The sequence below is a fragment of the Amycolatopsis sp. NPDC104863 genome (assembly GCF_055582965.1).
Genome location: NZ_JBVJOW010000009.1, coordinates 481,969 through 502,043, shown reverse-complemented (window position 1 = coordinate 502,043; position 20,075 = coordinate 481,969). Strand labels below are relative to the sequence as shown.

The following is a 20,075-nucleotide window of genomic DNA, read 5'->3' as shown; positions in this document are numbered from 1 at the left end:
ACCTGGAACACCCCTGAGCTGGAGGCAACGGTGCCGACCCCACCGACCACCGAGGAGACCCCGCGCAAGCGGGACAAGACCCACTACCTGTACCTGGCCGTGATCGTCGCGGTCGCGCTCGGGATCCTGGTGGGCTTCCTCTTCCCGGGCTTCGCCAAGGGCCTCAAGCCCCTCGGCGACGGCTTCGTCAACCTGATCAAGATGATGATCACGCCGATCATCTTCTGCACCATCGTCATCGGCGTCGGCTCGGTCGCAAAAGCGGCCAAGGTCGGCAAGGTGGGCGTGATGGCGCTGTTCTACTTCATCATCATGTCGACCTTCGCCCTCGCGATCGGTCTGGTCGTCGGCAACCTGCTGCACCCCGGCACCGGGCTGCACCTGAACCCGGCGGACGTGAAGAGCGTCCAGAAGTCCGCCACCGGCGCCGAAGGCCCGGTCGACTTCCTGCTCGGCATCATCCCGAAGACGTTCGTCTCGGCCTTCACCGAAGGTGAGGTCCTGCAGGCCCTGCTGGTCGCGCTGCTCGTCGGGTTCGCGCTGCAGAAGCTGGGCCCGAAGGGCGCCCCGATCCTGCGCGGCATCGAGCACATCCAGCGCTTGGTCTTCCGGGTGCTGGCCATGATCATGTGGGCCGCCCCGATCGGCGCGTTCGGCGCCATCGCCGCGGTGGTCGGCGCGACCGGCTGGGCCGCGTTGAAGAGCCTCGCCGTGATCATGCTCGGCTTCTACGCGACCTGCATCGTGTTCGTGTTCGTGATCCTCGGGATCGTGCTGTGGCTCGGCGCGCGCGTCAACATCCTGCAGCTGCTGCGCTATCTCGGCCGCGAGTTCCTGCTGATCCTCTCGACCTCGTCGTCGGAGTCGGCGCTGCCGCGGCTGATCGCGAAGATGGAGCACGTCGGCGTCGGCAAGTCGGTCGTCGGCATCACCGTGCCGACCGGCTACTCGTTCAACCTGGACGGCACCGCGATCTACCTGACCATGGCGACGTTGTTCATCGCCGCGGCGCAGGACGAGCCGCTCTCGATCGGTTCGCAGATCGGCCTGCTGGCGTTCATGATCATCGCGTCGAAGGGCGCGGCGGGCGTCAGCGGCTCGGGCATCGCGACGCTGGCTTCCGGGCTGCAGTCGCACCGGCCGGAACTGGTCAACGGCGTCGGGTTCATCCTCGGCATCGACCGGTTCATGTCGGAGGCCCGCGCGCTGACGAACTTCGCCGGCAACGCGGTCGCGACCGTCCTCATCGGAAACTGGGTGAAGGAGTTCGACCGGGAGAAGGCACAACGCGTCTTCGCCGGCCAGGAACCGTTCGACGAAGCCACGATGCTCGACGACCACAGCCACGCGGCCGGAACCGACGACCTGGACGACGTCCCGAAGGAGCCTGCCCGGTAACCCCGAAACGTTCGTGCTCACGCCCCCGCTGAGCACGAGCCACGCGGGCCGTTGCGCGAGTCTCCCCGACCTCGCGCAGCGGCCCGTTTCCATGCCCGCTTCAGCAGGCCGCGTGGCCGTCGTAGACGACGCGGGCGGCGGAGATGTCCTCGCGGTGCCGCTCCGCCCAGCCGAGCAGGCCGCTCAGCGACTGGTACAGCTCCTTCGCCATCGGCGTGGCCTCGTACTCCACGCGCGGCGGGACCGTCGGGTAGATCGTGCGCTCCAGGAGGCCGTCGCGCTCGAGGTTGCGCAGCGTCAGCGTCAGCATCCGGCGGCTGATCCCCTCGACCGCGCGTTCCAGCTCGGTGAACCGCACCGGGCCGCGGATGGTCTCCAGGAGAATGCCGATCGCCCACTTGCCGCTGATCCGGTTGATGACCTCGAGCACCGTGCAGACGTCGAGTTTCTCCGGGTCGATCTCGGTGACCTGGACAGGTACATCGATGTTCCCCTGGGACATGAAAGTGCCTCCTTCACGGCGTCCCCATAGTCACACATGATGGGCACTGTTACAAGAAGTGCCCTGGCGACAACCAGGGGGAACGCTCAACTGGAGGGGCCCCGACATGGCCGAGAACCATCCCACCCGATCCCGCGGCCTCGCGTTGGCGGTGCTGTGCGCCGCGTCGCTGATGGTCGTGCTCGACAGCAGCATCGTCGCGGTGGCGCTGCCCGCGATCCAGGCCGACCTCGGCTTCACGCCCGCCGGGCTCGCCTGGGTCGTCACCGCCTACCTGGTCGCCTTCGGCGGCCTGCTCCTGATCTCCGGCCGGCTCGGCGACCTGCTCGGCCGCCGCCGGGTCTTCCTCGGCGGGCTCGGCCTGTTCACCGTCGCGTCCCTTGTTGCGGGGCTGGCGTCGGACGCGGGTGTGCTCGTCGTGTCCCGCTTCGCGCAGGGTGTCGGCGGCGCGCTCGCTTCGGCCGTGGTGCTGGGCATGATCGTCACGATGTACCCCGAGCCCCACGCCCGGGCTCGCGCGATCGGCGTCTACAGCTTCACGCAGGCCGCGGGCGCGTCCATCGGGCTCATCGCGGGCGGCGCGCTGACGCAGACGCTGAGCTGGCACTGGACGTTCTACGTCAACCTGCCGATCGGCGTGGTGGCGCTCGTGCTGGCCGTGCGGGTCGTCGAACCGGACCGCGGCGCCGGGCTGCGGGCGGGCCTGGACGTGCTCGGCGCGGTCCTCGTCACCGCCGCGGTGATGCTGGGTGTGTACGCGATCTCGTCCACCACCTGGAGCGCGCTGGCCGCGGCCGCCGTCCTGCTGGGCGCGTTCGTGGTGCGGCAAGCGAAGGCACGCACGCCGCTGCTGCCGCTGCGGGTGTTCCGGATCCGCGCGGTGACCGGCGCGAACCTGGTGATGGTCCTGATGGTCGCGGGGATGATGGGGTTCCAGTTCGTCACGGCGTTGTACCTGCAGCAGGTGCTCGGCCTCGACGCGCTGCGCACCGGCGTCGCGTTCCTGCCGGTGCCGGTGGTGATCGCGGTGGCGTCGCTGGGCTTCGCGGCCCGGCTCTCGGCGCGGTTCGGGCCGCGGACGGTGCTGCTGTCCGGCTTGGGCCTGGTGATCGTGGGCCTGCTCCTGCTCACACAGGCCGGCGGCGCCTACTTCACCGACGTCATGCCGGCGCTGCTGGTGATGGGCCTCGGCGCGGGCGTGGCCATTCCGGCGATGATGGGGCTGGCGATGTCCGGCGTCGCGGACGGCGACGCGGGCGTGGCGTCCGGCCTGATCAACACGACCCAGCAGGTCGGCGCGGCGCTGGGGACGGCGGTGCTCGCTTCGGTGGCGGCCTCCCGGACGGCGAGCCTCTCCACGGTGGACCACCGCGAGGCGCTGGCTTCGGGGTTCCGGCTGGCGTACGGCGTCAGCGCGGGTTTCCTGCTCGCCGCGGTGGCGCTGGGCGCGCTCGTCCTGACCCGCCGGCCCCGCCCGGCCGCCCCGGCCCCCGAGCCCGAGGTCTGCGTCGCCGGCCAAGCGTGACCCGCCCCGTGACTCGCGTGATCAGAGCCGTAACTCGCCAGTTCCGGCTCTGATCACGCCAGTTCCGGCTTCAATCACGCGAGATCCGGACTCCGTCACGTGAGTTCCGGATCTGATCACGCCAGTTCCGGCTTCAATCGCGCGAGTTTCGGCTTCAATCACGTGAGTTCCGGCTTGGGCCGGGCGAGGTAGGTGCGGAGGCCGCGGTGGCCCCGCCGCATCATCAGCGCGTGGTTCGCGCGGAAGAGCGGCCGGGCCACCGCGTCGAGCCGTCGCAGCAGCTCCTTGCGGGCCTGGACCTCCTGGGTGATCTCCAGCAGCGTGCCCGCGCCCGCCGCGCGGACCGCGCCGGCCAGCACCCCGTCGAGGTCTCCGCTGAGCCTGACCCGCATCAGGCCCTCCCGCTCGTCCTGGTGGTCCCGGTGCATCCGGACGACCAGCCGGAACGGCAGCCGCGAGCGGCAGACCAGCTCGGCGGTGTCGTCGTCCACCCGGCGCACCGTGCGGACGTCCGACCACCACCGCGGGTAGCCGGCGAGGTCGGTGACCGCGCCGAACACCCGGTCGGGCGCGGTACCGGGCAGCAGCCACGTGCTGCGGAACCGGTAGCGCGCGCCCGTCACCCTGTCACTCCCCGGGTCACACCTGGGCCGAGACCAGCTTCCGGCCGTCCACCGTGACGATGTCGACCGACTTCACGTCGTCGGGCGCCACCAGTGCGGACCCGTCGAGCCGGAAGCCCTGGTTCTCCCACTTCTCCGAAACCTGCCAGCTGCCGGCGGTCACCGCTTGACCTTCCTTGGTCACCACCTGGAGCAGGCACTTCTCGCCGGCCCGGACGCCCTTCACGTTGACGTCCACCTTGACCCACCCCTGGAACGGGGCCACCGACGCGGCCAGCTGCACGCCGGTCGTCGGATCCCGGCCTTCGATGCTCTTCGTGCCCGGTGGCGCGTCCGGCGCGGGGGCCGGAGCCGCGAGCGGCGCCTCGGTCGAACCGGTCTGCCGGCCCACCAGGATCCCGCCGCCGAGGGCGGCCACCACCAGCACCGCCGCCGCGACCAGGGCCAGGCCCCGGCGTGACGTCGAGCGGGCGGGCGCCACCGTCTCCTCTTCGTCGCGCACCCGGCGCAGGGTCTTCTGCAGCAGCAGGTCCCCGCCCTCGGGCGGCCCGTCGAGGAACGCCTCGGGCGGCACCTCGTCGAGCGACTCGCGCAACGCCACGAGCTCGTTCAGGTCGAACCGGCACTGCGCGCAGGTCTGCAGGTGCCGCCGCTCGAAGTCGGCCGCCTCGCTCGCGTCGAGCGCGCCGAGGGCGTACGCGCCGAGCTGCGTGTGACTCTCGTCGACCGAGTTCATCGCGCCACCTCCGTTCCGCTCGAAATCATCGCTGCTCTCAGTGCTCTCAGTGCGTAGTAAGACCTTGATTTCACGGTACCCGGTGCGACGCCCAGTGTTCTCGCCGCTTCGGCCACCGTCCGTCCCCGGTAGTAGATCTCCACCAGGACCTCTCGGTGCTCGTTAGAAAGGCCGTCCATCGCGCCGAGCACCGTCATCGAGTCGACCACGCCCTGGGCGTGGTCGCGCTCGACCGCCGGTGTCGGCACGCCTTCGGCCGGTTCGGCCACCTCCTGTGGCCGCGCCGCCCGGGCGCGTGCCCGGTCGGTGACCAGGTTGCGCGCGACGGTCAGCAACCAGCCGCGCACCGAGCCCTTCCCGTCGTTCTGCAGGTCGTCCGCGTGTTTCCACGCTCTTACCAGCGTCTCCTGGACCACGTCCTCGGCTGCCGCCCGATCACCGGTCAGCCTCGTCGCGTAGGCCAGCAGGCTCCGGCCGTGTTCGGCGTAGAGCTGCCGAATCAAGTCCTCGCCTTTGGCCTTCTTAGGCCGCCTGCCTCCTATGGCCACCCTCGTCCTCCCGACGGTGTTCTGAGTCGTCGAGGACAGTAGTGCAACCCTCAGCTCCACCGGCGGTGCGTGCGTCGAGCGCAGCGCGACCATGGTGTTCATCGGCTGCCCGTCCTTCCTCGTCCTGCCCGGAATCCGTCGGTTTCAGTAGCCGGAGCCACCCGCCGCGGGCTGTGCCGCGGTGATCTTGCTGCCGTCCGGGGCGACGGCGAACCAGGTGCCGTTGACCCCCTGGCCGTTCACCTGCCCCGGCGCCTTGTCGCCCGCGAACTCGTACAGCGGCCAGCCGTTGAGCGTGAGCTGCTTGCTGCCGTCCTTGCGGGCCAGCGTGCCGACCTGGGTGTCCTGGATGCCATTGAGCATCGGCGGGGCCTCCCCGGCCAGCACCGGGGGCCAGGCCGCAGCGCACTCGCCGTCGCAGTTGGACGTCGGCGGCTGCGACATGTCCTTGTCGAACCGGTACAGCGTCTTGTCGGCGGCGTCGGTGACGACCGCGCCGACACCCGGCACCGTCGCGGCGGCCAGCATCACGTGCCCGGGCTGGCCGTGCTCCGGTCCCTGCGCGTCCGTGGTCATTTCGCTGCAGGCCGCGAGGGGGGCGACCACAGCGAGCGCGGCAGCGCAGAGGACGGCCTGCCGGATACGGTTCATGACGTTCTCTCCTCGGTGAGGGCGGCACCGCCGTCCGGCGGACCTCGACACCGGATACACGGAAGGTCACGCGAAACGGTTCAGGGCAGTTCCCGCGGTTCGGTGCCCCTGCGCCGCCGGATTGGTGCGTTCCGGTGATCGGGCGGACCTTGTCGCCGGGCGGGCGGGTTCCTAAGCTGATCACGTCCGCACCGCCGCCCCGTGCCGTCCCGGGAGCCGCCGTGTCCGCGAAACCCCTCGTGCTGCTCGCGCTGCTGGCCGCGGGCTGCTCCTCGGCCGCGCCGCCGCCCTCGTTCACCGCTGCGCTGACGTCACCGACCGACGTGGTGCTGACGTGGCCGGACGACGGCGCCGGCCACCGCGTCGAGTACACGAACGACCCCGCCGGGCCGTGGACGACGCTGCGGTTCCTGCCCGCCCACACGACGAGCTACCACCACCCGGACCTGATCCCGGAGACGCCGTTCTACTACCGGGAGCAGCCGTTCACCGGCCCGGTCTCGACCGAGCTGCACGCGGTGACCGCCGGCGGCACGGTGACGTTCACCTGGGCCGACCGCTCGAGCGACGAAGCCGGGTTCCTGCTGGAGATCCGGCGGCCGGGCGCGCCGGACTTCGACCCGGTCGAGGTGACCGACCCGGACGTGACGACGTGTGCGCTGTCACTGCTGCCCGGCGAGGAGAACTCGGCGTTCCGGCTCCGGACGCTGCACTACGGGCCGCTCTCGCCGGTGGCCCACCAGACCACCGGCAAGGAGCGGTGAGGCGCTTATTCGGGTGTCAGGACCGTCCGCAGGAACTCGCCCGTGTAGCTGGCCTCGACACTCGCGACGTGCTCGGGGGTGCCCTCGGCGATCACCGTGCCACCGCCGTTGCCGCCCTCCGGGCCCATGTCGATGATCCAGTCGGACGTCTTGATCACGTCGAGGTTGTGCTCGATCACGATCACCGAGTTGCCCTTGTCGACCAGCCCGTTGATCACGCCGATCAGCTTGTTGATGTCCTCGAAGTGCAGGCCCGTCGTCGGCTCGTCGAGGATGTACACCGTCTTGCCGGTGGAGCGCTTCTGCAGCTCGCTGGCCAGCTTCACGCGCTGCGCCTCACCGCCGGACAGCGTCGGCGCGGGCTGCCCGAGCCGGACGTACCCGAGGCCGACGTCCACCAGCGTCTGCAGGTGCCGGTGGATGGCCTTGATCGGCTCGAAGAACTCCGCCGCCTCTTCGATCGGCATGTCGAGCACGTCCGAGACGGTCTTGCCCTTGTAGTGCACTTCGAGTGTTTCCCGGTTGTACCGCGCGCCCTTGCAGACCTCGCACGGGACGTAGACGTCCGGCAGGAAGTTCATCTCGATCTTGATCGTGCCGTCACCGGCGCACGCCTCGCAGCGGCCGCCCTTGACGTTGAACGAGAACCGGCCCTGCTGGTACCCGCGCACCTTCGCCTCGGTCGTCGCGGCGAAGAGCTTGCGGACGTGGTCCCAGACGCCGGTGTAGGTGGCCGGGTTGGACCGCGGGGTCCGCCCGATCGGCGACTGGTCGACCCGCACCAGCTTGTCGACGTGGCCGAGGCCGTTCACCCGGGTGTGCCGGCCGGGCACCTGGCGGGCGCCGTTGAGCTTGTTCGCCAGCACGGTCGCGAGGATGTCGTTGACGAGCGTCGACTTGCCGGAGCCGGAGACGCCGGTGACCGAGACCAGGGCGCCGAGCGGGAACGAGACGTCCAGGCCGCGCAGGTTGTGCTCGCGCGCGCCCACGACGGTCAGCTGCCGCTTCTTGTCGATCGGCCGCCGGATCGCCGGGACGTCGATCTTGCGGCGTCCGGACAGGTACTGCCCGGTGATCGAGTCCTTGCTCTTCAGCAGCTTCTTGTACGGTCCACTGTGGACGATGTGGCCGCCGTGCTCGCCCGCGCCCGGGCCGATGTCGACCACCCAGTCGCTGGAGCGGATCGTGTCCTCGTCGTGCTCGACGACGATCAGCGTGTTGCCCAGGTTCCGCAGCCGGGTCAGCGTCTCGATCAGCCGGTGGTTGTCGCGCTGGTGCAGGCCGATCGACGGCTCGTCGAGCACGTACAGCACGCCGACCAGGCCGGAGCCGATCTGGGTGGCGAGCCGGATGCGCTGCGCCTCGCCGCCCGAGAGCGTCGCCGACGCGCGGTCGAGCGAGAGGTAGGTCAGGCCGACGTCGAGCAGGAAGCGCAGGCGGGCCTGGATCTCCTTGAGCACCGCGCCGGCGATCATCGACTCGCGCTGCCCGAGTTCCAGCTCGTCGAGGAACTGCGATGCCTCCGCGATGGACAGCGCGCAGACCTCGGCGATCGACATGTCGCCGCGGGACTTGTGCGCCAGCGTGACGGCGAGGATCTCCGGCTTGAGGCGGGTGCCCTGGCAGGCCGGGCACGGCACCTCGCGCATGTAGCCCTCGTACCGCTCGCGCATGTACTCGGACTCGGTCTGCTCCTGGCGCCGCTCGAGGAACGGGATGACACCCTCGAAGTTCGCGTAGTACGAACGCTGGCGGCCGTAGCGGTTCTTGTACCGGACGTGCACCTGCTCGTCGACGCCGTGCAGCACCGCCTTCTGGGCGCGCGCGGGCAGCTTGCGCCACGGCGTGTCCATCCGGAAGCCGATGGTCTCCGACAGCGACTCGAGCAGCCGGACGAAGTAGTCCGCGCTCTGCCCGCCCGCCCACGGCGCGATCGCGCCCTCAGCCAGCGACAGCTCGTCGTCCGGGACCACCAGCTCGGGGTCGACCTCCTTGCGGATGCCGATGCCGGTGCACTCGGGGCAGGCGCCGTAGGGCGAGTTGAAGGAGAACGAGCGGGGCTCGAGGTCCTCGATGGCCAGCGGGTGGCCGTTGGGACAGGCCAGGTTCTCGGAGAAGCCGCGGATGCGGTGCGGGTCGTTCTCCGGCAGGTCAACGAACTCCAGCTCGATCAGGCCGTCGGCCAGCCGCAGCGCCGTCTCGACCGAGTCGGTGAGCCGCTGACGCGAAGACGACTTCACGCTCAGCCGGTCGATGACCACGCCGATCTGGTGCTTTTCCTGCTTCTTCAGCTTCGGCGGGTCGGTGAGCGCGTGGACCGTCCCGTCGACGACCACGCGCGCGTAGCCCTGCTGCTGCAGGTTCTCGAACAGGTCGACGTACTCGCCCTTGCGCCCGCGCACGACCGGCGCGAGGACCTGGAAGCGGACGCCCTCGTCCATCTCCAGCACCTGGTCGACGATCTGCTGCGGGGTCTGCTTGCTGATCGGCTCGCCGCACTTCGGGCAGTGCGCCTTGCCGGCGCGCGCGTAGAGCAGGCGCAGGTAGTCGTAGACCTCGGTGATGGTGCCCACGGTCGAGCGCGGGTTGCGCGAGGTCGACTTCTGGTCGATCGACACCGCGGGCGAGAGACCCTCGATGAAGTCGACGTCCGGCTTGTCCATCTGCCCCAGGAACTGGCGGGCGTACGCCGAGAGCGACTCGACGTACCGGCGCTGCCCTTCGGCGAAGATGGTGTCGAAGGCGAGGCTCGACTTCCCGGACCCGGACAGGCCGGTGAAAACGATCAGGCTGTCGCGGGGCAGGTCGAGATCCACGCCGCGGAGGTTGTGCTCGCGGGCGCCGCGAACAACGAGGCGATCAGCCACGCCAGGGTCCCTTCAGTGTCATTCTCCAGCTGCGGTCGCCGGCCCGGTGGGAGGCTGCACGGGCGGCCTCTCCATGCTACGAGCCACCACCGACAGAAACTGGTTCCGCGTCCTTGACCTGCGGTTCTTCCGGCTTCCGGCGGGTGGTGAGCCACCGGTGGACCGGCCGTTCGACCCCCGCGGTGACCGCCCAGCCCGCCAGCACGGCGGCGCCGAGGACCAAGGGGAGCCGCAGCCAGCCGGGCAGGCCGGCGTCGAGCAGGGCGCGGGCCAGGACGTAACCCAGTTCCTGGTGCACCAGATAAAGACCATACGAGATGCCCGCGAGCCAGGTGACGGCCGGGGCGATCCTCGCCAGCCCGGGGAACCGCCAGTCCGGGCCGCGGGCGGCCAGGCAGACCAGCAGCAGGAGCACGGCGAACCCGATCGTGGACGGCCAGCGCAGGGCGTCCTGCGGCAGCGCGACGTGGAACGGGAAGACCTGCAGGTCCTGCGCCGCGACGGCGGCGACGACGAACAGCGCGGCGTGCCACGACTTCAGGCGCCGCCGCGACCAGAGCCACAGCGCGACGCCGATGGCGAAGACGTGCAGCCGGTGCAGGCCTAGGCCGTAGAAGAAGGTCTCGACGACCGGGCTCGCCGTCCCGGGCGGGAAGACGAGGAAGCGGAGCGCGAGCGGGACGAGGATCAGCGCCCACAGCAGGCCGACGGTCAGCCGGTGGGTGCGCCACGAGCGTGGCCAGAGCAGGGCCGCGCCGGTGAAGGCCATGAGCTGCACCGGCAGCGTCCAGTAGGAGCCGTCGAGGTAGTAGAACGTGGCCGAGCGCACGCCCCACTCCTGCACCATGCCGAGGTTGGCGACCAGGTCCAGGCCGGTCGGGATGTACCACGGCGACGCGGTCGTGGGCGGCCCCTGCGGCACGCCAAAGAGGAACCCGAGCACACCCGGCGGGTAGGGCAGGCCGCTGAAGGAGATGGCGGCCCACCGCGTCACGACGTAGGTCACCAGGACGGCGACGAAGTAGGCGGGCACGAGGCGGGCGACCCGGTTCCACAACCACCGGCGCGGATTGCCCTTCCGGAGGCTCGCGCAAACGAAGAAGGCGGAGATCACCAGCAGGATCGCGGCGCCGAACTGCGCTGTCACCCTGATGGGGTACCCCGTGAGTTCCGGGTGCAGCAGCGCGCCCTGGTGGGTGACGTGCCCGAGGATCACCGCGAGGACGGCGACGACGCGGAGGAGGTCCCAGCTGATCCGGCGCGGCGTCGGGGAGGTGGGCACGGTCGTCCTGAGGTCGGCTGACGGGGGCTCCGGTGAGCCTACGTGGGCTCGCCCGGGCGCGCTTGTGCGGGTGGAACCGGTTGGAGCGAAACGACTACCGTGTGCACGGTGAACATCGTGGAGACCTACACCGGGCACGTCGACCCGGGCGGCGACGCCACCCGGCGCACCCTGGACGCGCTGACCATCACCAAGCTGTCCGTCGGCCCGATGGACAACAACACGTACCTGCTGGTGTGCCGCGAGTCCCAGGAGGCCCTGCTCATCGACGCGGCGAACGACCCGGAGCGCATCTCGGACCTGATCGGCCACGGCCCCGACCGCCCGGCGCTCCGCACGGTCGTGACGACCCACCAGCACCAGGACCACTGGCAGGCACTCGGCGCGGTCGCCGGAGCCAACGGCTCCAACACGGCGGCCCATCCGCTGGACGCCCCGCCGCTGCCGGTCCCGCCGGACTTCCTGGTCGAGCACGGCGACACGTTGACCGTGGGGCAGGTCACTCTTTCGGTGATCCATTTGAGGGGGCACACGCCGGGGTCGATCGCGCTCCTGTACCGCGACCCGGCGGGGCATCCGCATCTGTTCACCGGGGACTCGCTGTTCCCTGGTGGGGTGGGGCGGACCACGTCGCCGGAGGACTTCGCGTCGTTGCTGGACGATGTGTCGTCGCGGATCTTCGACGAGTTGCCGGACGAGACGTGGTTCTACCCGGGACACGGGGACGACTCGACGTTGGGTGCGGAGCGCTCGAAGCTGAAGGAGTGGCGCGACCGCGGCTGGTGACTTTCTCCGATCGGGGCTGCCTGCGGTGCCGGCGGCCCCGATCATGGGTCACCGGCGTCGGCCGAGGGTCGGCAGGCCGCCGGACCGGGTGGACACCGAGGTTGTGCCGTGCCGGTCCTGATCACCGCGGTGGAGAACGTCGTTTTCGAGGTCCAGCAGCTGAAGACGCTGATCCGCGGTCAGCGCGGCCCGCTCGGCGGCATCGAGGTCACTCCAGGCCAGCCGGCCTTGCCGGATGAGGGTGCGTAGTTCCCGGAACGGGCGTACGGACGTCGCAGACCGTGCTTGACGCCGCGGATTCGCCTGCTTGACCGCGCGCGAACGAGAGCGACGGGTGCTCGCACAAGCACACCCCAGGCCCACCGTCAGGCCGCACCGCGCGCATTCCATCCACTTACCGCCCTTGTTCGCAGCACTCGATCTCGCGAGTCAGTCGGCGCTTCGCGATGCGGCGTTACAACCCGCGGCTGGTGACGCACCACCACCTGCTCCAACCAGGTGGACAACACCGCTTCCCCTTCCACCCCCGATCCCCCGTCGAGCAGAGTCGGCCCCATGAGCGGGCTGTACGACGGGGAATTCGCCGGGTTCAAGATCGCGTCGTCGGACGAAATCGACGGTGCCCTCCGGGAGGCGGTTGTCGCCGTTGATGCCAATGTCCTTCTTGACCTCTATCGCTTCCGGCCGCAGACCTCGCAGGACCTCATCAACACCCTGAAGAGCCTCGACGACCGCCTGGTCGTGCCGCACCAGGCGCTCCGGGAGTTCTGGCGGCACCGGCAACGCTCGCAGGGCAGCCCCCGCGGCGCGACCAAGCTGGCCACCGATGCCCTGGCCAAGTCCGGACGCTCGATGCGGGACGCGCTGACCGCGTGGGCCAAGGCAGTCGGGGTCGACGACGACGAGTCGGCTGACCTTGCCTCGCGCGTCGACGACTTCGTCGGCACCCTCAAGGACGAGCTGCAGCAGGCACTCCAGGACGCGGACGCCGAGCGCGGTGGCGACCAGATCCTGGAACAGCTGGAGGAGCTCCTCGCCGGCCGCGTCACCGAACCGCTGCCCGCCGAGGAATGGCTCGAGTGCGTCGCCGAAGCGAACCGGCGCATCGAAGGGGAAGAACCGCCGGGCTACAAGGACGCCGGCAAGCAGGACAACGACACGCCCGAGGGCGGTGCGGGTGACTACCTCGTCTGGTACCAGGCCACCCGCTACGGCAAGGAAAAGGCCAAGGACCTCCTTCTCGTCACGCGCGACGAGAAGGAGGACTGGTGGTGGCGCCAGCAGTCGGACTTCGTCGGCCCGCGCCCCGAGCTGACGCTCGAATACCACAAGCTGACCGGCCGGCGGCTGTTCCTGCTCCGCCCCGCGGACCTGCTCGCCCGCGCGTCGGTCCTCGAGGTGGAGGTCGACCAGGCTTCCCCGGTCGACGCCGGAAGGGTCGCCGACGCCGACGAAGAGCCGCCGGCCGAGCTGTGGACCTTGCCCGCGCTGTCGGCACTTCTGGACCTGCTCGAGCGGGAAGCTCCCGTGCAGGCGGCCGCGCTCCGGCTCGCGACGCCCGACCAGGACGGGCGGGTCAGCCGCGAAAAGGTCTACGAACTGGGTGACTACGCGGACGACCGCATGCTGCGCGGGTTCACCCGGCCGGTCCGGCGGCTGACCGCGACGTTGCAGGGCGACGGCGTGGTTCCGGCCCGGGTCGCGCCGATCTTCGTCGCCCGGTACCCCGACGGCGTCAAGGCGTCGTACTTCAGCGTGCCGGCCGAAGTCCCGCTGCTGCTGGAAGAACTCGCGTCCGGGGGTCCGGCGGCCCGTTCGGAGCAGCCGGATAACGCTTGAGGCGGCAAACCCGCCTTTCGGGCAACCCGGGGACGAACCGGGCGTCCCCCGAGCACCCCAGCGCTGGGACTTCCGCCGGTTCACCAGGAGGTCCACCATGTCCAGACCCGTCCGACGCACCCTCCTCGCCGTCGTGCTGCTGCTCGCCGGGACGCTCGCCGCCGCCGGGCCCGCGCAGGCCGTGCCCGCCACGCCCGCCCTGACCACCATCCGGACCGGGAACAACCCCGGGTTCGACCGGATCGTGCTCGACCTGTCCGCCGGTTCCACGCCCGGCACCGTCAGCTACCAGCTCGTCGACGAGCTCATCGCCGACCCGAGCACCGAAATCGTGTGGCTGACCGGGGAGTACTTCATCAACATCTCCGCCGGCGCCGCCGTCATGCACGACGAGAGCGGCAACCTCACCTACACCGGGCCGCGGAAGTTCCGGACGCGCACCCTCGCCAACGTCATGGCTGTCGCCGTCATCGGGGACTTCGAGTCCCAGCTGCTGGTCGGGCTCGGCGTGCGGACGCGGACCGCGGTGAACGTCTTCACGCTCACCGCGCCCAACCGCGTGGTCATCGACGTCGCCCACTGAGCGCGGGCGGGGGAGTCAGCCGCGCTCGTACGGGATCTTCTCCCCCGCCTCGACCGCGAACGGCAGGTGGTTGCCCGCCGGCGGCAGCGGGCACGTCGCGAAGTCCGTGAACGCGCAGGGCAGGTTCAGCGCCCGGTTGAAGTCCAGGGTCACCGCGCCGTCGCCGGTTGGGGCGCCGACCGGGAGCGACCGGTTCGCCGCGTACGTCGTGACGCCGCTCGTCTCGTCGGTGAACAGGATGCTGAGCCCGCCGTCGCGGCCGTTGAACGCGGTCAGCGTGTGCGACGCGCCGTCTCGCGTGAAGTGGACCAGGCCCGGCGCCGTGTAGACGTGGCTCAGGCCCTCGACCACGGCGCCCACCGTGGTGGGCCGCGGCGAGTCGAACGGCTCGAAGCGCCCGTCGAGCACCCAGGACGGCGAAGGCTCGTACGCCGGGACGCCGTGGAACGCGCGCAGCACTTCGGCTTTCGGGTCGTGCACGCGGATCAGGTACCCCGATCGGCGGGCCACCTCGATCTCGACGTCGCCGGCCAGCACGCGCGTGCCCGCGCCGCTGTTGACCAGCTCGAAGCGGCGGGTCCCGGTGATCGGCGAACCCTCGTGCGTCAGCGAAGCGCCGGCCGGATCGACGTACGCCGCGTCCGCGTCCTGCCACCAGCGGCCCGGGATGCCCGGGTACTCGCGGGGCTCGGTGGTCAGCCAGTCCAGGGACACCAGCGCCAGCCAGCCGTGCGGCGCCGCGAGGTCCGCCTCGCGCTCGGTCTTCCAGTCCTGCCAGTTCTCGGTGAACGTGCTCATCGCAGGCCCCTTCTGCTCGGCTACGACGGTGCCAACCCGTCGTCTTCGCCGGTATTCCGCGTCCCAGTATCCGGACCCGTGCGCAGCCAGGCGAGCTCACGCTCACCGCCGGCGGGCACGACCACCCGCCGGAACGCCGCCGCGTCGGCGACCGTGTCGTGGAAGCGGTCGGAGACGATCAGCAGCTGGTCGGCCTCCGGCGCCGCCGTCATCGCCGCCTTCAGCTCCTCGGCGTCGCACAGCCACGTCGAGAGCGCGACCGCCGCGCCGCCGAAGTGCGGCGGCCGCAGCACGACGTCACCGTGGTCGGCGGCCAGCCGCAGCCGCAGCCTGCCGAAGTCGTTGAGGTGGCGGTTGCGGCGGCGCAGCGCGTCGTCCACCAGCCCGACCAGCTCGGTCGCGACCCACCGCGGCGGCACCGTCGGCGGGATGACCAGCGTCGTGTGGTCGCCTTCCGGCCGGCGGAACCACGTCGGCGTGCGGTACGGGACGGGGACCTGGTCGAACACCTCGTCCAGCACCCCGTCGAGGGTGGCGCCGAGGTGCACCGCGCGGGCCGTGCGGCCGCGGCTGGGCGCGACGATCCCGATCCGGACGACGGTCGCGGCCACCGGGTCGGTGCGCACGGCCGCTCACTCCCCATCGGCGTCGAACGACCACTGCAGGCCGTAGCTGAGCCCCTGGTGCAGCTCGTGGAACTCGAGCCGGACCTCGCCGACGCGGTTGACCGTCAGCGCGTCCCCCGAGTCGGCGCCGTCGTCGATCACGCGGCCCGGCACGCCGTTGAGCCGCCACACCCGCGCGGGCGGGCCGGTGCGGTCGAACCGGACCCGTATCGAGAACTCTTCGCAGCGGCGCAAGGGAGTCAGGACGTAGTACGGGCGTAGCGCCGTGCGCCGCGGCGCGAAGCGGATGCCGTATTCGTGGCGCTGGCCGAGCCGCAGCGGGCTCGGCAGCCGCATGACGAACTGCGCGTGGCTCGCCGAAACCTGGCGCGCTTCGACGATCTCGCCGCCGAAGAGCGCGTCCGCGGTGATGTCCGGCACCGGGTCGCTGCCCGGGTCGGCCGGCACGCTGAACGGCAGGACCAGCTCGTCGAGCTCGTCGACCTCCGCGACGATCCGGCGTTCCTCCTGCAGGTCCGGCGGGTCGCGGTCGAGCCGGAGCATCGCCTTCATCGACTCGACGTACCAGCCGGCCAGCGGGTGCAGGTCGCGGCCGCGCGGGGGTGCGCCGAGCAGCTCGTCGAGCCGCCGGAAGGCGAGGTCGATGCGGCGACGCGCGGTGCGCGGGTCACGGTCGAGGACGCTGGCCAGCCACGAGATCCGGCGGTCGAGGAACTCCCCCGCGGCCTCTTCGTGCAGGCCGAACGCGGCGAGCGCGGCCAGCCGCAGGTCGGCCGGGAGCCGTCCGCACAGCTCGGTGAGCCGCAGCACCAGCTTCTGGCGCGCGTCGGCGGGCTGGTCGGTGCCGGTGATCCCGCACGCCGCTCCCAGGCAGGGGCCGATCCGCAGGTGCAGGTCGGCCGCGTCGAGCCCGCGGCCGCGACGCAGTTCGTTCAGCTCGCGCACGAACGGGGAGACGTTCTCCGGCGTCATCCGACCCCCTCCCCGGCCCGGTGCGGAAAGAACGGTTCAGATTACCAGCGGCGGTTCCCCCGTGGGGTGACATTTCACGGACACGCATTCGCGAAACGGCCCGGCCGGCCGGCCCCCCACGAGTCGGCCGGCCGGGCTGCGCCGCGGGTCAGACGGCCCCGAAGATCAGGGCCCAGATCGAGTGGCTCTCCATCACACACCTCCTCATCGCTGTACCCAGGCCGAGGCGGAGCCCGGTTTCACCGGGGACGGGAATCGTGCGGCACTCCGCGGGAAAGGAAATCCGGCCGGTCGGCATCTTTTTCTTTTCCGGCCGGACTCCAGAATCGCCGGGTGAGGGCGAGAGTCAGATGCCCGCTGTCACCGCTCTTGTGTGCCGTTTGGCTCAGAACGGGCGAACGCGCGCAGGACGCGCAGCTCCCGGATCAGGATCCGGCGGCGGCCGGTCTCGACGATCCCGCGCTCCCGCAGCATGTGCAGCGCCCGCGCGACGGTCCGCCGGGCGGCGCCGACCTGCGCGGCCATGTCGGCCTGCGACAGCGACGCCTCGACCACGACCCCTTCGGGCACGGCCCGGCCGTGCTCCTCGGCCAGCCGGACCAGCAGCGCCGCGACCCGGCGGCTGACGTCGAAGGCGGCGGAGTCGACCCGCGCCGACTCGGCGTTGCGCAGCCGCGCCGCGACCGTCTTGATCGTCGCGAGGGCGATCTCGGGCCGGGTGCGCAGGACGGCGACGAACTGGGCGCCGGTCAGCTGGAAGACGGTGCAGGGCTCGATCGCGCGGACCGACGCCGTCCGCGGCCGGCCGGTCACCGCGGCGAGGTCGCCCAGCACCTCGCCGGGGCCGCGCAGCCCGAAGAGGACCTCACGGCCGTCTTCGACGATGGTGGAGACGCGCACCCAGCCGGACACGAGCACGTGGACGTGGTCGGAGGGGTCGCCTTCCATGAGCACGACGTCGTTCGCCCGGAACCGGCGGCGGGTGCCCTGGGCGAGCAGGTACTCGCGGTCGGGGCCGGCGAGGTAGGCCAGGAGTGCCCCGTCCGCCTTGTCGTCGTGCGCGTGCATCGGAGGCCTCCCGCTCCGCTCCGGAACTCCACCGTAACCCGGCGTGGCGGCCGGGGGCGAGGGTCGCGACCGGTAGGGTCTCCGCGTGGACGTGGAGATCTACACCGACGGCGCGTGCAGCGGGAACCCCGGACCGGGCGGCTGGGGAGCGGTGCTCCGCTACGGCCGCCACGAGCGCGAGCTCTACGGCGGCGAAGCGACCCCGACGACAAACAACCGCATGGAGCTGACGGCGCCGATCCGTGCTTTGGAGAGCCTGACCCGGCCGTCGCAGGTGCGGGTGTTCACGGACAGCACGTACGTCCGCAACGGGATCACGCAGTGGCTCCCCCGCTGGAAGAACAACGGCTGGCAGACGGCGGCGCGCGAACCGGTGAAGAACGCGGACCTGTGGCAACGCCTCGACGCGGCGATCGGCGGCCACGAGGTCGAGTGGCTGTGGGTGAAGGGCCACGCGGGCCACCCGGAGAACGAGCGAGCGGACCGCCTCGCCGTCCGGGGCGCGCAGGAGGCCCGGGAGTCGGGGAAGCCGGTCAACGCGGGATAGTCCTCAATGGACGGTCAAGAGGCGTGGCACAATGCCCCGGTGCCTCCCGCCTCCTGCCCGTGCGGCCTCGCCGAGTCCTACGCCGCCTGTTGCGGCCGGTTCCACGAAGGCGGCCTCGCGGCTCCGAAGGCCGAACTGCTGATGCGGTCGCGGTTCAGCGCCTTCGCCGTCGGGGACGCCGGTTACCTGCTGCGCACCTGGCACCCCGACACCCGCCCGCGGCGGCTGAGCCTCGACGCCGGCCAGGAGTGGACGCGGCTGGAGATCCTCGGCCGCACCGGGGGCGGGCTGCTTCACACCGAAGGCACCGTCGAGTTCCGCGCGCACTACCGCCACCGGGGCCGGGACGGCTTCCTCGAGGAGAACAGCCGGTTCCGCCGGGCGGACGGCCACTGGGTCTACCTCGACGCGGAAGCCTGATGGAGACCGCGATCGTCGGCGTGGCCGGGGCCCTCCTCGGCATCCTGGCCGGCGGCTTCCTCCAGCACCTGCTCGCGGCCCGCAGCCGCCGCTGGCAGCGCGAAGACTCGCTCGGCAAGCTGAAGCAGACCGTACCTGCGCGCGATCAGCGCCGTCGGCTCGAAGTGATCGCCCTCTTCAAGGCCGATCTCGAGATCGACGCCGTGGCCTGAAACCCGCCACGCGCACCGCCTCCGTCGTGCTAAACAGTGCGGCGATGGGAAAACTGACGCGCCGCGCCCGGGCCAAAGCCGACTACCTCGGCTTCCTCGGCGCCCGGGAGTGGCCGGTCGCCGCCTCCGGGCTGGGGGTGCTCCTCGGGGTGGTCACCATCCTGCCGAGCGCCGTCGGAATCGTGCTCTCGGCCGTCGCGCTCGGGCTGGGCGTCGCCACCTTCACCCGGGACGTCCGGGTGCTGCGCCGCCGGTGGGCGGGGTTCGCCTTCACCACCATCGCCGCGCCGTTCCCGGTGGCCGAACTGCCGCCGCCGTCGGCGTATCCGCCTTCGGAGTACCTCGCCGTGCCCGCCCGCGGGACCGCGCTCGTCAGCGCCGCGATCGACCGGGACCTCCAGACCGGCCGGCACACCATCACCGTCGCCGAGGAGCCCTACCGGCTGCCGCCAGCCCTCAAGGCGACCGCGCCGCACGTGCTGCCGCTGCGGGCGCGCGGCCGGCTGCTGTTCAACGGCCCGATCGTCGGCATGCGCGGCGATCCGCTGCCGGCCACCGGGGCGCGGCCCGCGCCGATCCGGCTGCACCGGGCCCGGTTCTTCGACGCGGTCTGCTCGAACGAGCTCGGCACGCTCCGCATCACCCGCGCGGACACCGGCGAAGAGTACGACCTCCGCAAGACCGAGCTGACCGGCACCGACGGCGCGCTCCGCGAGCTCGGCAGCAGCACGCTGGCCGACCTCGTCGGCGTCTCCACCGTCGCGTTCACCACCGACGGCAAGCTCGTCACCGTCCGGCAGTCGACGCTCAACGCCGTGAGCGGGCTGCTGCTCGCGCCGTCGGGCAGCGGTTCGCTCGAGCCGCAGGACCTGCGCACGCCCGACGGCGGCCCGCGCCGGGCCCTGCACACCGCGGTCTGCGCCGGGATGGACCGGGAGCTGCGCGAAGAGAGCGGACTCGCACCGGCGGACATCCGCGAGACGAAGCTGGTCGGCTTCGCGCGCTGGATGGAACGCGGCGCCAAGCCGGAGTTCTTCGGGGTGACCGAACTGGCCGTCGACAGCACCGAGGTCGCCGCGCGCCGTCCGGTCAGCGGGGAACGTCTCTACAGCGCCGGGCTGACGCTCTTCGACGTCGACCTCGCCACCATCGGCGCGGCGCTGGCCGCCGGTGTCCCGCTGAGCGAAGCACTTCCGCAGCGGATCTGGGAGGACGGCTCACTGCCGCTCCTGCTGGCCCTGCGTGCCGCGGCGGTGTGGCGAGCGGGCCGGGTCTGACCGAAACGCCCCTGTTCTCCGGGTGACCGGACCGCTACTATCGTCCGCAAT

The 20,075-nt window shown here is 71.3% G+C and carries 22 protein-coding genes; 11 read left to right on the top strand and 11 right to left on the bottom strand.

Annotation, left to right across the window (positions count from 1 at the left end; all coding sequences use genetic code 11):
* Positions 1-30 precede the first annotated feature (30 nt).
* On the top strand, positions 31-1,398 hold the full coding sequence (locus tag ACZ63J_RS41080; RefSeq protein ID WP_465405611.1) for a cation:dicarboxylate symporter family transporter: 1,368 nt from the start codon (positions 31-33) through the stop codon (positions 1,396-1,398).
* A gap of 100 nt (positions 1,399-1,498) precedes the next feature.
* On the opposite strand, the gene ACZ63J_RS41075 is transcribed toward ACZ63J_RS41080, so the two are convergent.
* Complete coding sequence (locus tag ACZ63J_RS41075; protein WP_465405609.1) at positions 1,499-1,900, bottom strand: winged helix-turn-helix transcriptional regulator; 402 nt, start codon at positions 1,898-1,900, stop codon at positions 1,499-1,501.
* Between the two features lie 106 nt (positions 1,901-2,006).
* Here ACZ63J_RS41075 and ACZ63J_RS41070 point away from each other — a divergent pair, with 106 nt between their 5' ends.
* The gene (locus ACZ63J_RS41070) at positions 2,007-3,425 is read left to right on the top strand and encodes an MFS transporter (RefSeq protein WP_465405608.1); all 1,419 of its coding nucleotides are present in this window, start codon (positions 2,007-2,009) and stop codon (positions 3,423-3,425) included.
* A gap of 158 nt (positions 3,426-3,583) precedes the next feature.
* Here ACZ63J_RS41070 and ACZ63J_RS41065 read toward each other — a convergent pair whose 3' ends face one another.
* From ACZ63J_RS41065 to ACZ63J_RS41050, 4 genes are all read right to left on the bottom strand, one after another.
* Positions 3,584-4,048 carry an SRPBCC family protein gene (locus tag ACZ63J_RS41065; RefSeq protein WP_465405607.1) on the bottom strand — a complete coding sequence of 155 codons (465 nt, stop codon included), beginning with the start codon at positions 4,046-4,048 and terminating at the stop codon, positions 3,584-3,586.
* Positions 4,049-4,064: 16 nt separating this feature from the next.
* A complete protein-coding gene (locus tag ACZ63J_RS41060; RefSeq protein WP_465405605.1) occupies positions 4,065-4,784 on the bottom strand; it encodes an anti-sigma factor in 720 nt (239 codons plus the stop codon).
* Positions 4,781-5,332 (bottom strand): sigma-70 family RNA polymerase sigma factor, encoded by a 552-nt coding sequence (locus tag ACZ63J_RS41055; RefSeq protein WP_026469270.1) that lies wholly within the window; start codon positions 5,330-5,332, stop codon positions 4,781-4,783. The genes ACZ63J_RS41060 and ACZ63J_RS41055 overlap by 4 nt, the downstream gene beginning before the upstream one ends.
* Positions 5,333-5,476: 144 nt before the next feature.
* The gene (locus tag ACZ63J_RS41050; RefSeq protein WP_465439874.1) at positions 5,477-5,983 is read right to left on the bottom strand and encodes a COG4315 family predicted lipoprotein; all 507 of its coding nucleotides are present in this window, start codon (positions 5,981-5,983) and stop codon (positions 5,477-5,479) included.
* Between the two features lie 221 nt (positions 5,984-6,204).
* On the opposite strand from ACZ63J_RS41050, the gene ACZ63J_RS41045 reads away from it, so the two are divergent.
* A complete protein-coding gene (locus ACZ63J_RS41045) occupies positions 6,205-6,747 on the top strand; it encodes a fibronectin type III domain-containing protein (RefSeq protein ID WP_465405601.1) in 543 nt (180 codons plus the stop codon).
* A gap of 5 nt (positions 6,748-6,752) precedes the next feature.
* On the opposite strand, the gene uvrA is transcribed toward ACZ63J_RS41045, so the two are convergent.
* A complete protein-coding gene (gene uvrA, locus ACZ63J_RS41040) occupies positions 6,753-9,614 on the bottom strand; it encodes an excinuclease ABC subunit UvrA (RefSeq protein WP_465405599.1) in 2,862 nt (953 codons plus the stop codon).
* A gap of 76 nt (positions 9,615-9,690) precedes the next feature.
* On the bottom strand, positions 9,691-10,896 hold the full coding sequence (locus ACZ63J_RS41035) for an acyltransferase family protein (RefSeq protein WP_465405598.1): 1,206 nt from the start codon (positions 10,894-10,896) through the stop codon (positions 9,691-9,693).
* Positions 10,897-11,004: 108 nt separating this feature from the next.
* On the opposite strand from ACZ63J_RS41035, the gene ACZ63J_RS41030 reads away from it, so the two are divergent.
* From ACZ63J_RS41030 to ACZ63J_RS41015, 4 genes are all read left to right on the top strand, one after another.
* Positions 11,005-11,682, top strand: a complete 678-nt coding sequence (locus ACZ63J_RS41030; RefSeq protein ID WP_465405596.1) for an MBL fold metallo-hydrolase — start codon at positions 11,005-11,007, stop codon at positions 11,680-11,682.
* A gap of 108 nt (positions 11,683-11,790) precedes the next feature.
* A complete protein-coding gene (locus ACZ63J_RS41025; protein ID WP_465405594.1) occupies positions 11,791-11,931 on the top strand; it encodes a hypothetical protein in 141 nt (46 codons plus the stop codon).
* Positions 11,932-12,237: 306 nt separating this feature from the next.
* On the top strand, positions 12,238-13,521 hold the full coding sequence (locus tag ACZ63J_RS41020) for a PIN-like domain-containing protein (protein WP_465405593.1): 1,284 nt from the start codon (positions 12,238-12,240) through the stop codon (positions 13,519-13,521).
* A 97-nt stretch (positions 13,522-13,618) separates the two neighbouring features.
* The gene (locus ACZ63J_RS41015) at positions 13,619-14,104 is read left to right on the top strand and encodes an AMIN-like domain-containing (lipo)protein (protein WP_465405591.1); all 486 of its coding nucleotides are present in this window, start codon (positions 13,619-13,621) and stop codon (positions 14,102-14,104) included.
* A 15-nt stretch (positions 14,105-14,119) separates the two neighbouring features.
* On the opposite strand, the gene ACZ63J_RS41010 is transcribed toward ACZ63J_RS41015, so the two are convergent.
* From ACZ63J_RS41010 to ACZ63J_RS40995, 4 genes are all read right to left on the bottom strand, one after another.
* Positions 14,120-14,902 (bottom strand): DUF1684 domain-containing protein, encoded by a 783-nt coding sequence (locus ACZ63J_RS41010; protein ID WP_465405589.1) that lies wholly within the window; start codon positions 14,900-14,902, stop codon positions 14,120-14,122.
* Positions 14,903-14,922: 20 nt separating this feature from the next.
* Entirely contained in the window at positions 14,923-15,528 is a 606-nt protein-coding gene (locus tag ACZ63J_RS41005; protein ID WP_465405587.1) for a hypothetical protein, read from the bottom strand.
* Positions 15,529-15,534: 6 nt separating this feature from the next.
* On the bottom strand, positions 15,535-16,500 hold the full coding sequence (locus ACZ63J_RS41000; RefSeq protein ID WP_465405586.1) for a hypothetical protein: 966 nt from the start codon (positions 16,498-16,500) through the stop codon (positions 15,535-15,537).
* A gap of 360 nt (positions 16,501-16,860) precedes the next feature.
* Complete coding sequence (locus ACZ63J_RS40995) at positions 16,861-17,568, bottom strand: Crp/Fnr family transcriptional regulator (protein WP_465335446.1); 708 nt, start codon at positions 17,566-17,568, stop codon at positions 16,861-16,863.
* An 85-nt stretch (positions 17,569-17,653) separates the two neighbouring features.
* On the opposite strand from ACZ63J_RS40995, the gene rnhA reads away from it, so the two are divergent.
* From rnhA to ACZ63J_RS40975, 4 genes are read left to right on the top strand one after another with little or no spacing between them, the layout of a single operon-like run.
* Positions 17,654-18,115 carry a ribonuclease HI gene (rnhA, locus tag ACZ63J_RS40990; protein ID WP_465335445.1) on the top strand — a complete coding sequence of 154 codons (462 nt, stop codon included), beginning with the start codon at positions 17,654-17,656 and terminating at the stop codon, positions 18,113-18,115.
* A 39-nt stretch (positions 18,116-18,154) separates the two neighbouring features.
* Positions 18,155-18,535, top strand: a complete 381-nt coding sequence (locus ACZ63J_RS40985) for a YchJ family protein (RefSeq protein ID WP_465405584.1) — start codon at positions 18,155-18,157, stop codon at positions 18,533-18,535.
* Entirely contained in the window at positions 18,535-18,747 is a 213-nt protein-coding gene (locus tag ACZ63J_RS40980) for a hypothetical protein (protein ID WP_465405583.1), read from the top strand. The genes ACZ63J_RS40985 and ACZ63J_RS40980 overlap by 1 nt, the downstream gene beginning before the upstream one ends.
* Positions 18,748-18,791: 44 nt before the next feature.
* Entirely contained in the window at positions 18,792-20,024 is a 1,233-nt protein-coding gene (locus ACZ63J_RS40975) for a hypothetical protein (protein ID WP_465405581.1), read from the top strand.
* The last annotated feature ends 51 nt before the right edge of the window (positions 20,025-20,075 follow it).

Coding starts and splice junctions, on each gene's coding strand:
- ACZ63J_RS41075 (WP_465405609.1), bottom strand. CDS start 1,900: ATGTCCCAGGGGAACATCGATGTACCTGTCCAGGTCACCGAGATCGAC.
- ACZ63J_RS41070 (WP_465405608.1), top strand. CDS start 2,007: ATGGCCGAGAACCATCCCACCCGATCCCGCGGCCTCGCGTTGGCGGTG.
- ACZ63J_RS41060 (WP_465405605.1), bottom strand. CDS start 4,784: ATGAACTCGGTCGACGAGAGTCACACGCAGCTCGGCGCGTACGCCCTC.
- ACZ63J_RS41050 (WP_465439874.1), bottom strand. CDS start 5,983: ATGAACCGTATCCGGCAGGCCGTCCTCTGCGCTGCCGCGCTCGCTGTG.
- ACZ63J_RS41020 (WP_465405593.1), top strand. CDS start 12,238: ATGAGCGGGCTGTACGACGGGGAATTCGCCGGGTTCAAGATCGCGTCG.
- ACZ63J_RS41015 (WP_465405591.1), top strand. CDS start 13,619: ATGTCCAGACCCGTCCGACGCACCCTCCTCGCCGTCGTGCTGCTGCTC.
- ACZ63J_RS41010 (WP_465405589.1), bottom strand. CDS start 14,902: ATGAGCACGTTCACCGAGAACTGGCAGGACTGGAAGACCGAGCGCGAG.
- ACZ63J_RS41000 (WP_465405586.1), bottom strand. CDS start 16,500: ATGACGCCGGAGAACGTCTCCCCGTTCGTGCGCGAGCTGAACGAACTG.
- ACZ63J_RS40995 (WP_465335446.1), bottom strand. CDS start 17,568: ATGCACGCGCACGACGACAAGGCGGACGGGGCACTCCTGGCCTACCTC.
- ACZ63J_RS40980 (WP_465405583.1), top strand. CDS start 18,535: ATGGAGACCGCGATCGTCGGCGTGGCCGGGGCCCTCCTCGGCATCCTG.
- ACZ63J_RS40975 (WP_465405581.1), top strand. CDS start 18,792: ATGGGAAAACTGACGCGCCGCGCCCGGGCCAAAGCCGACTACCTCGGC.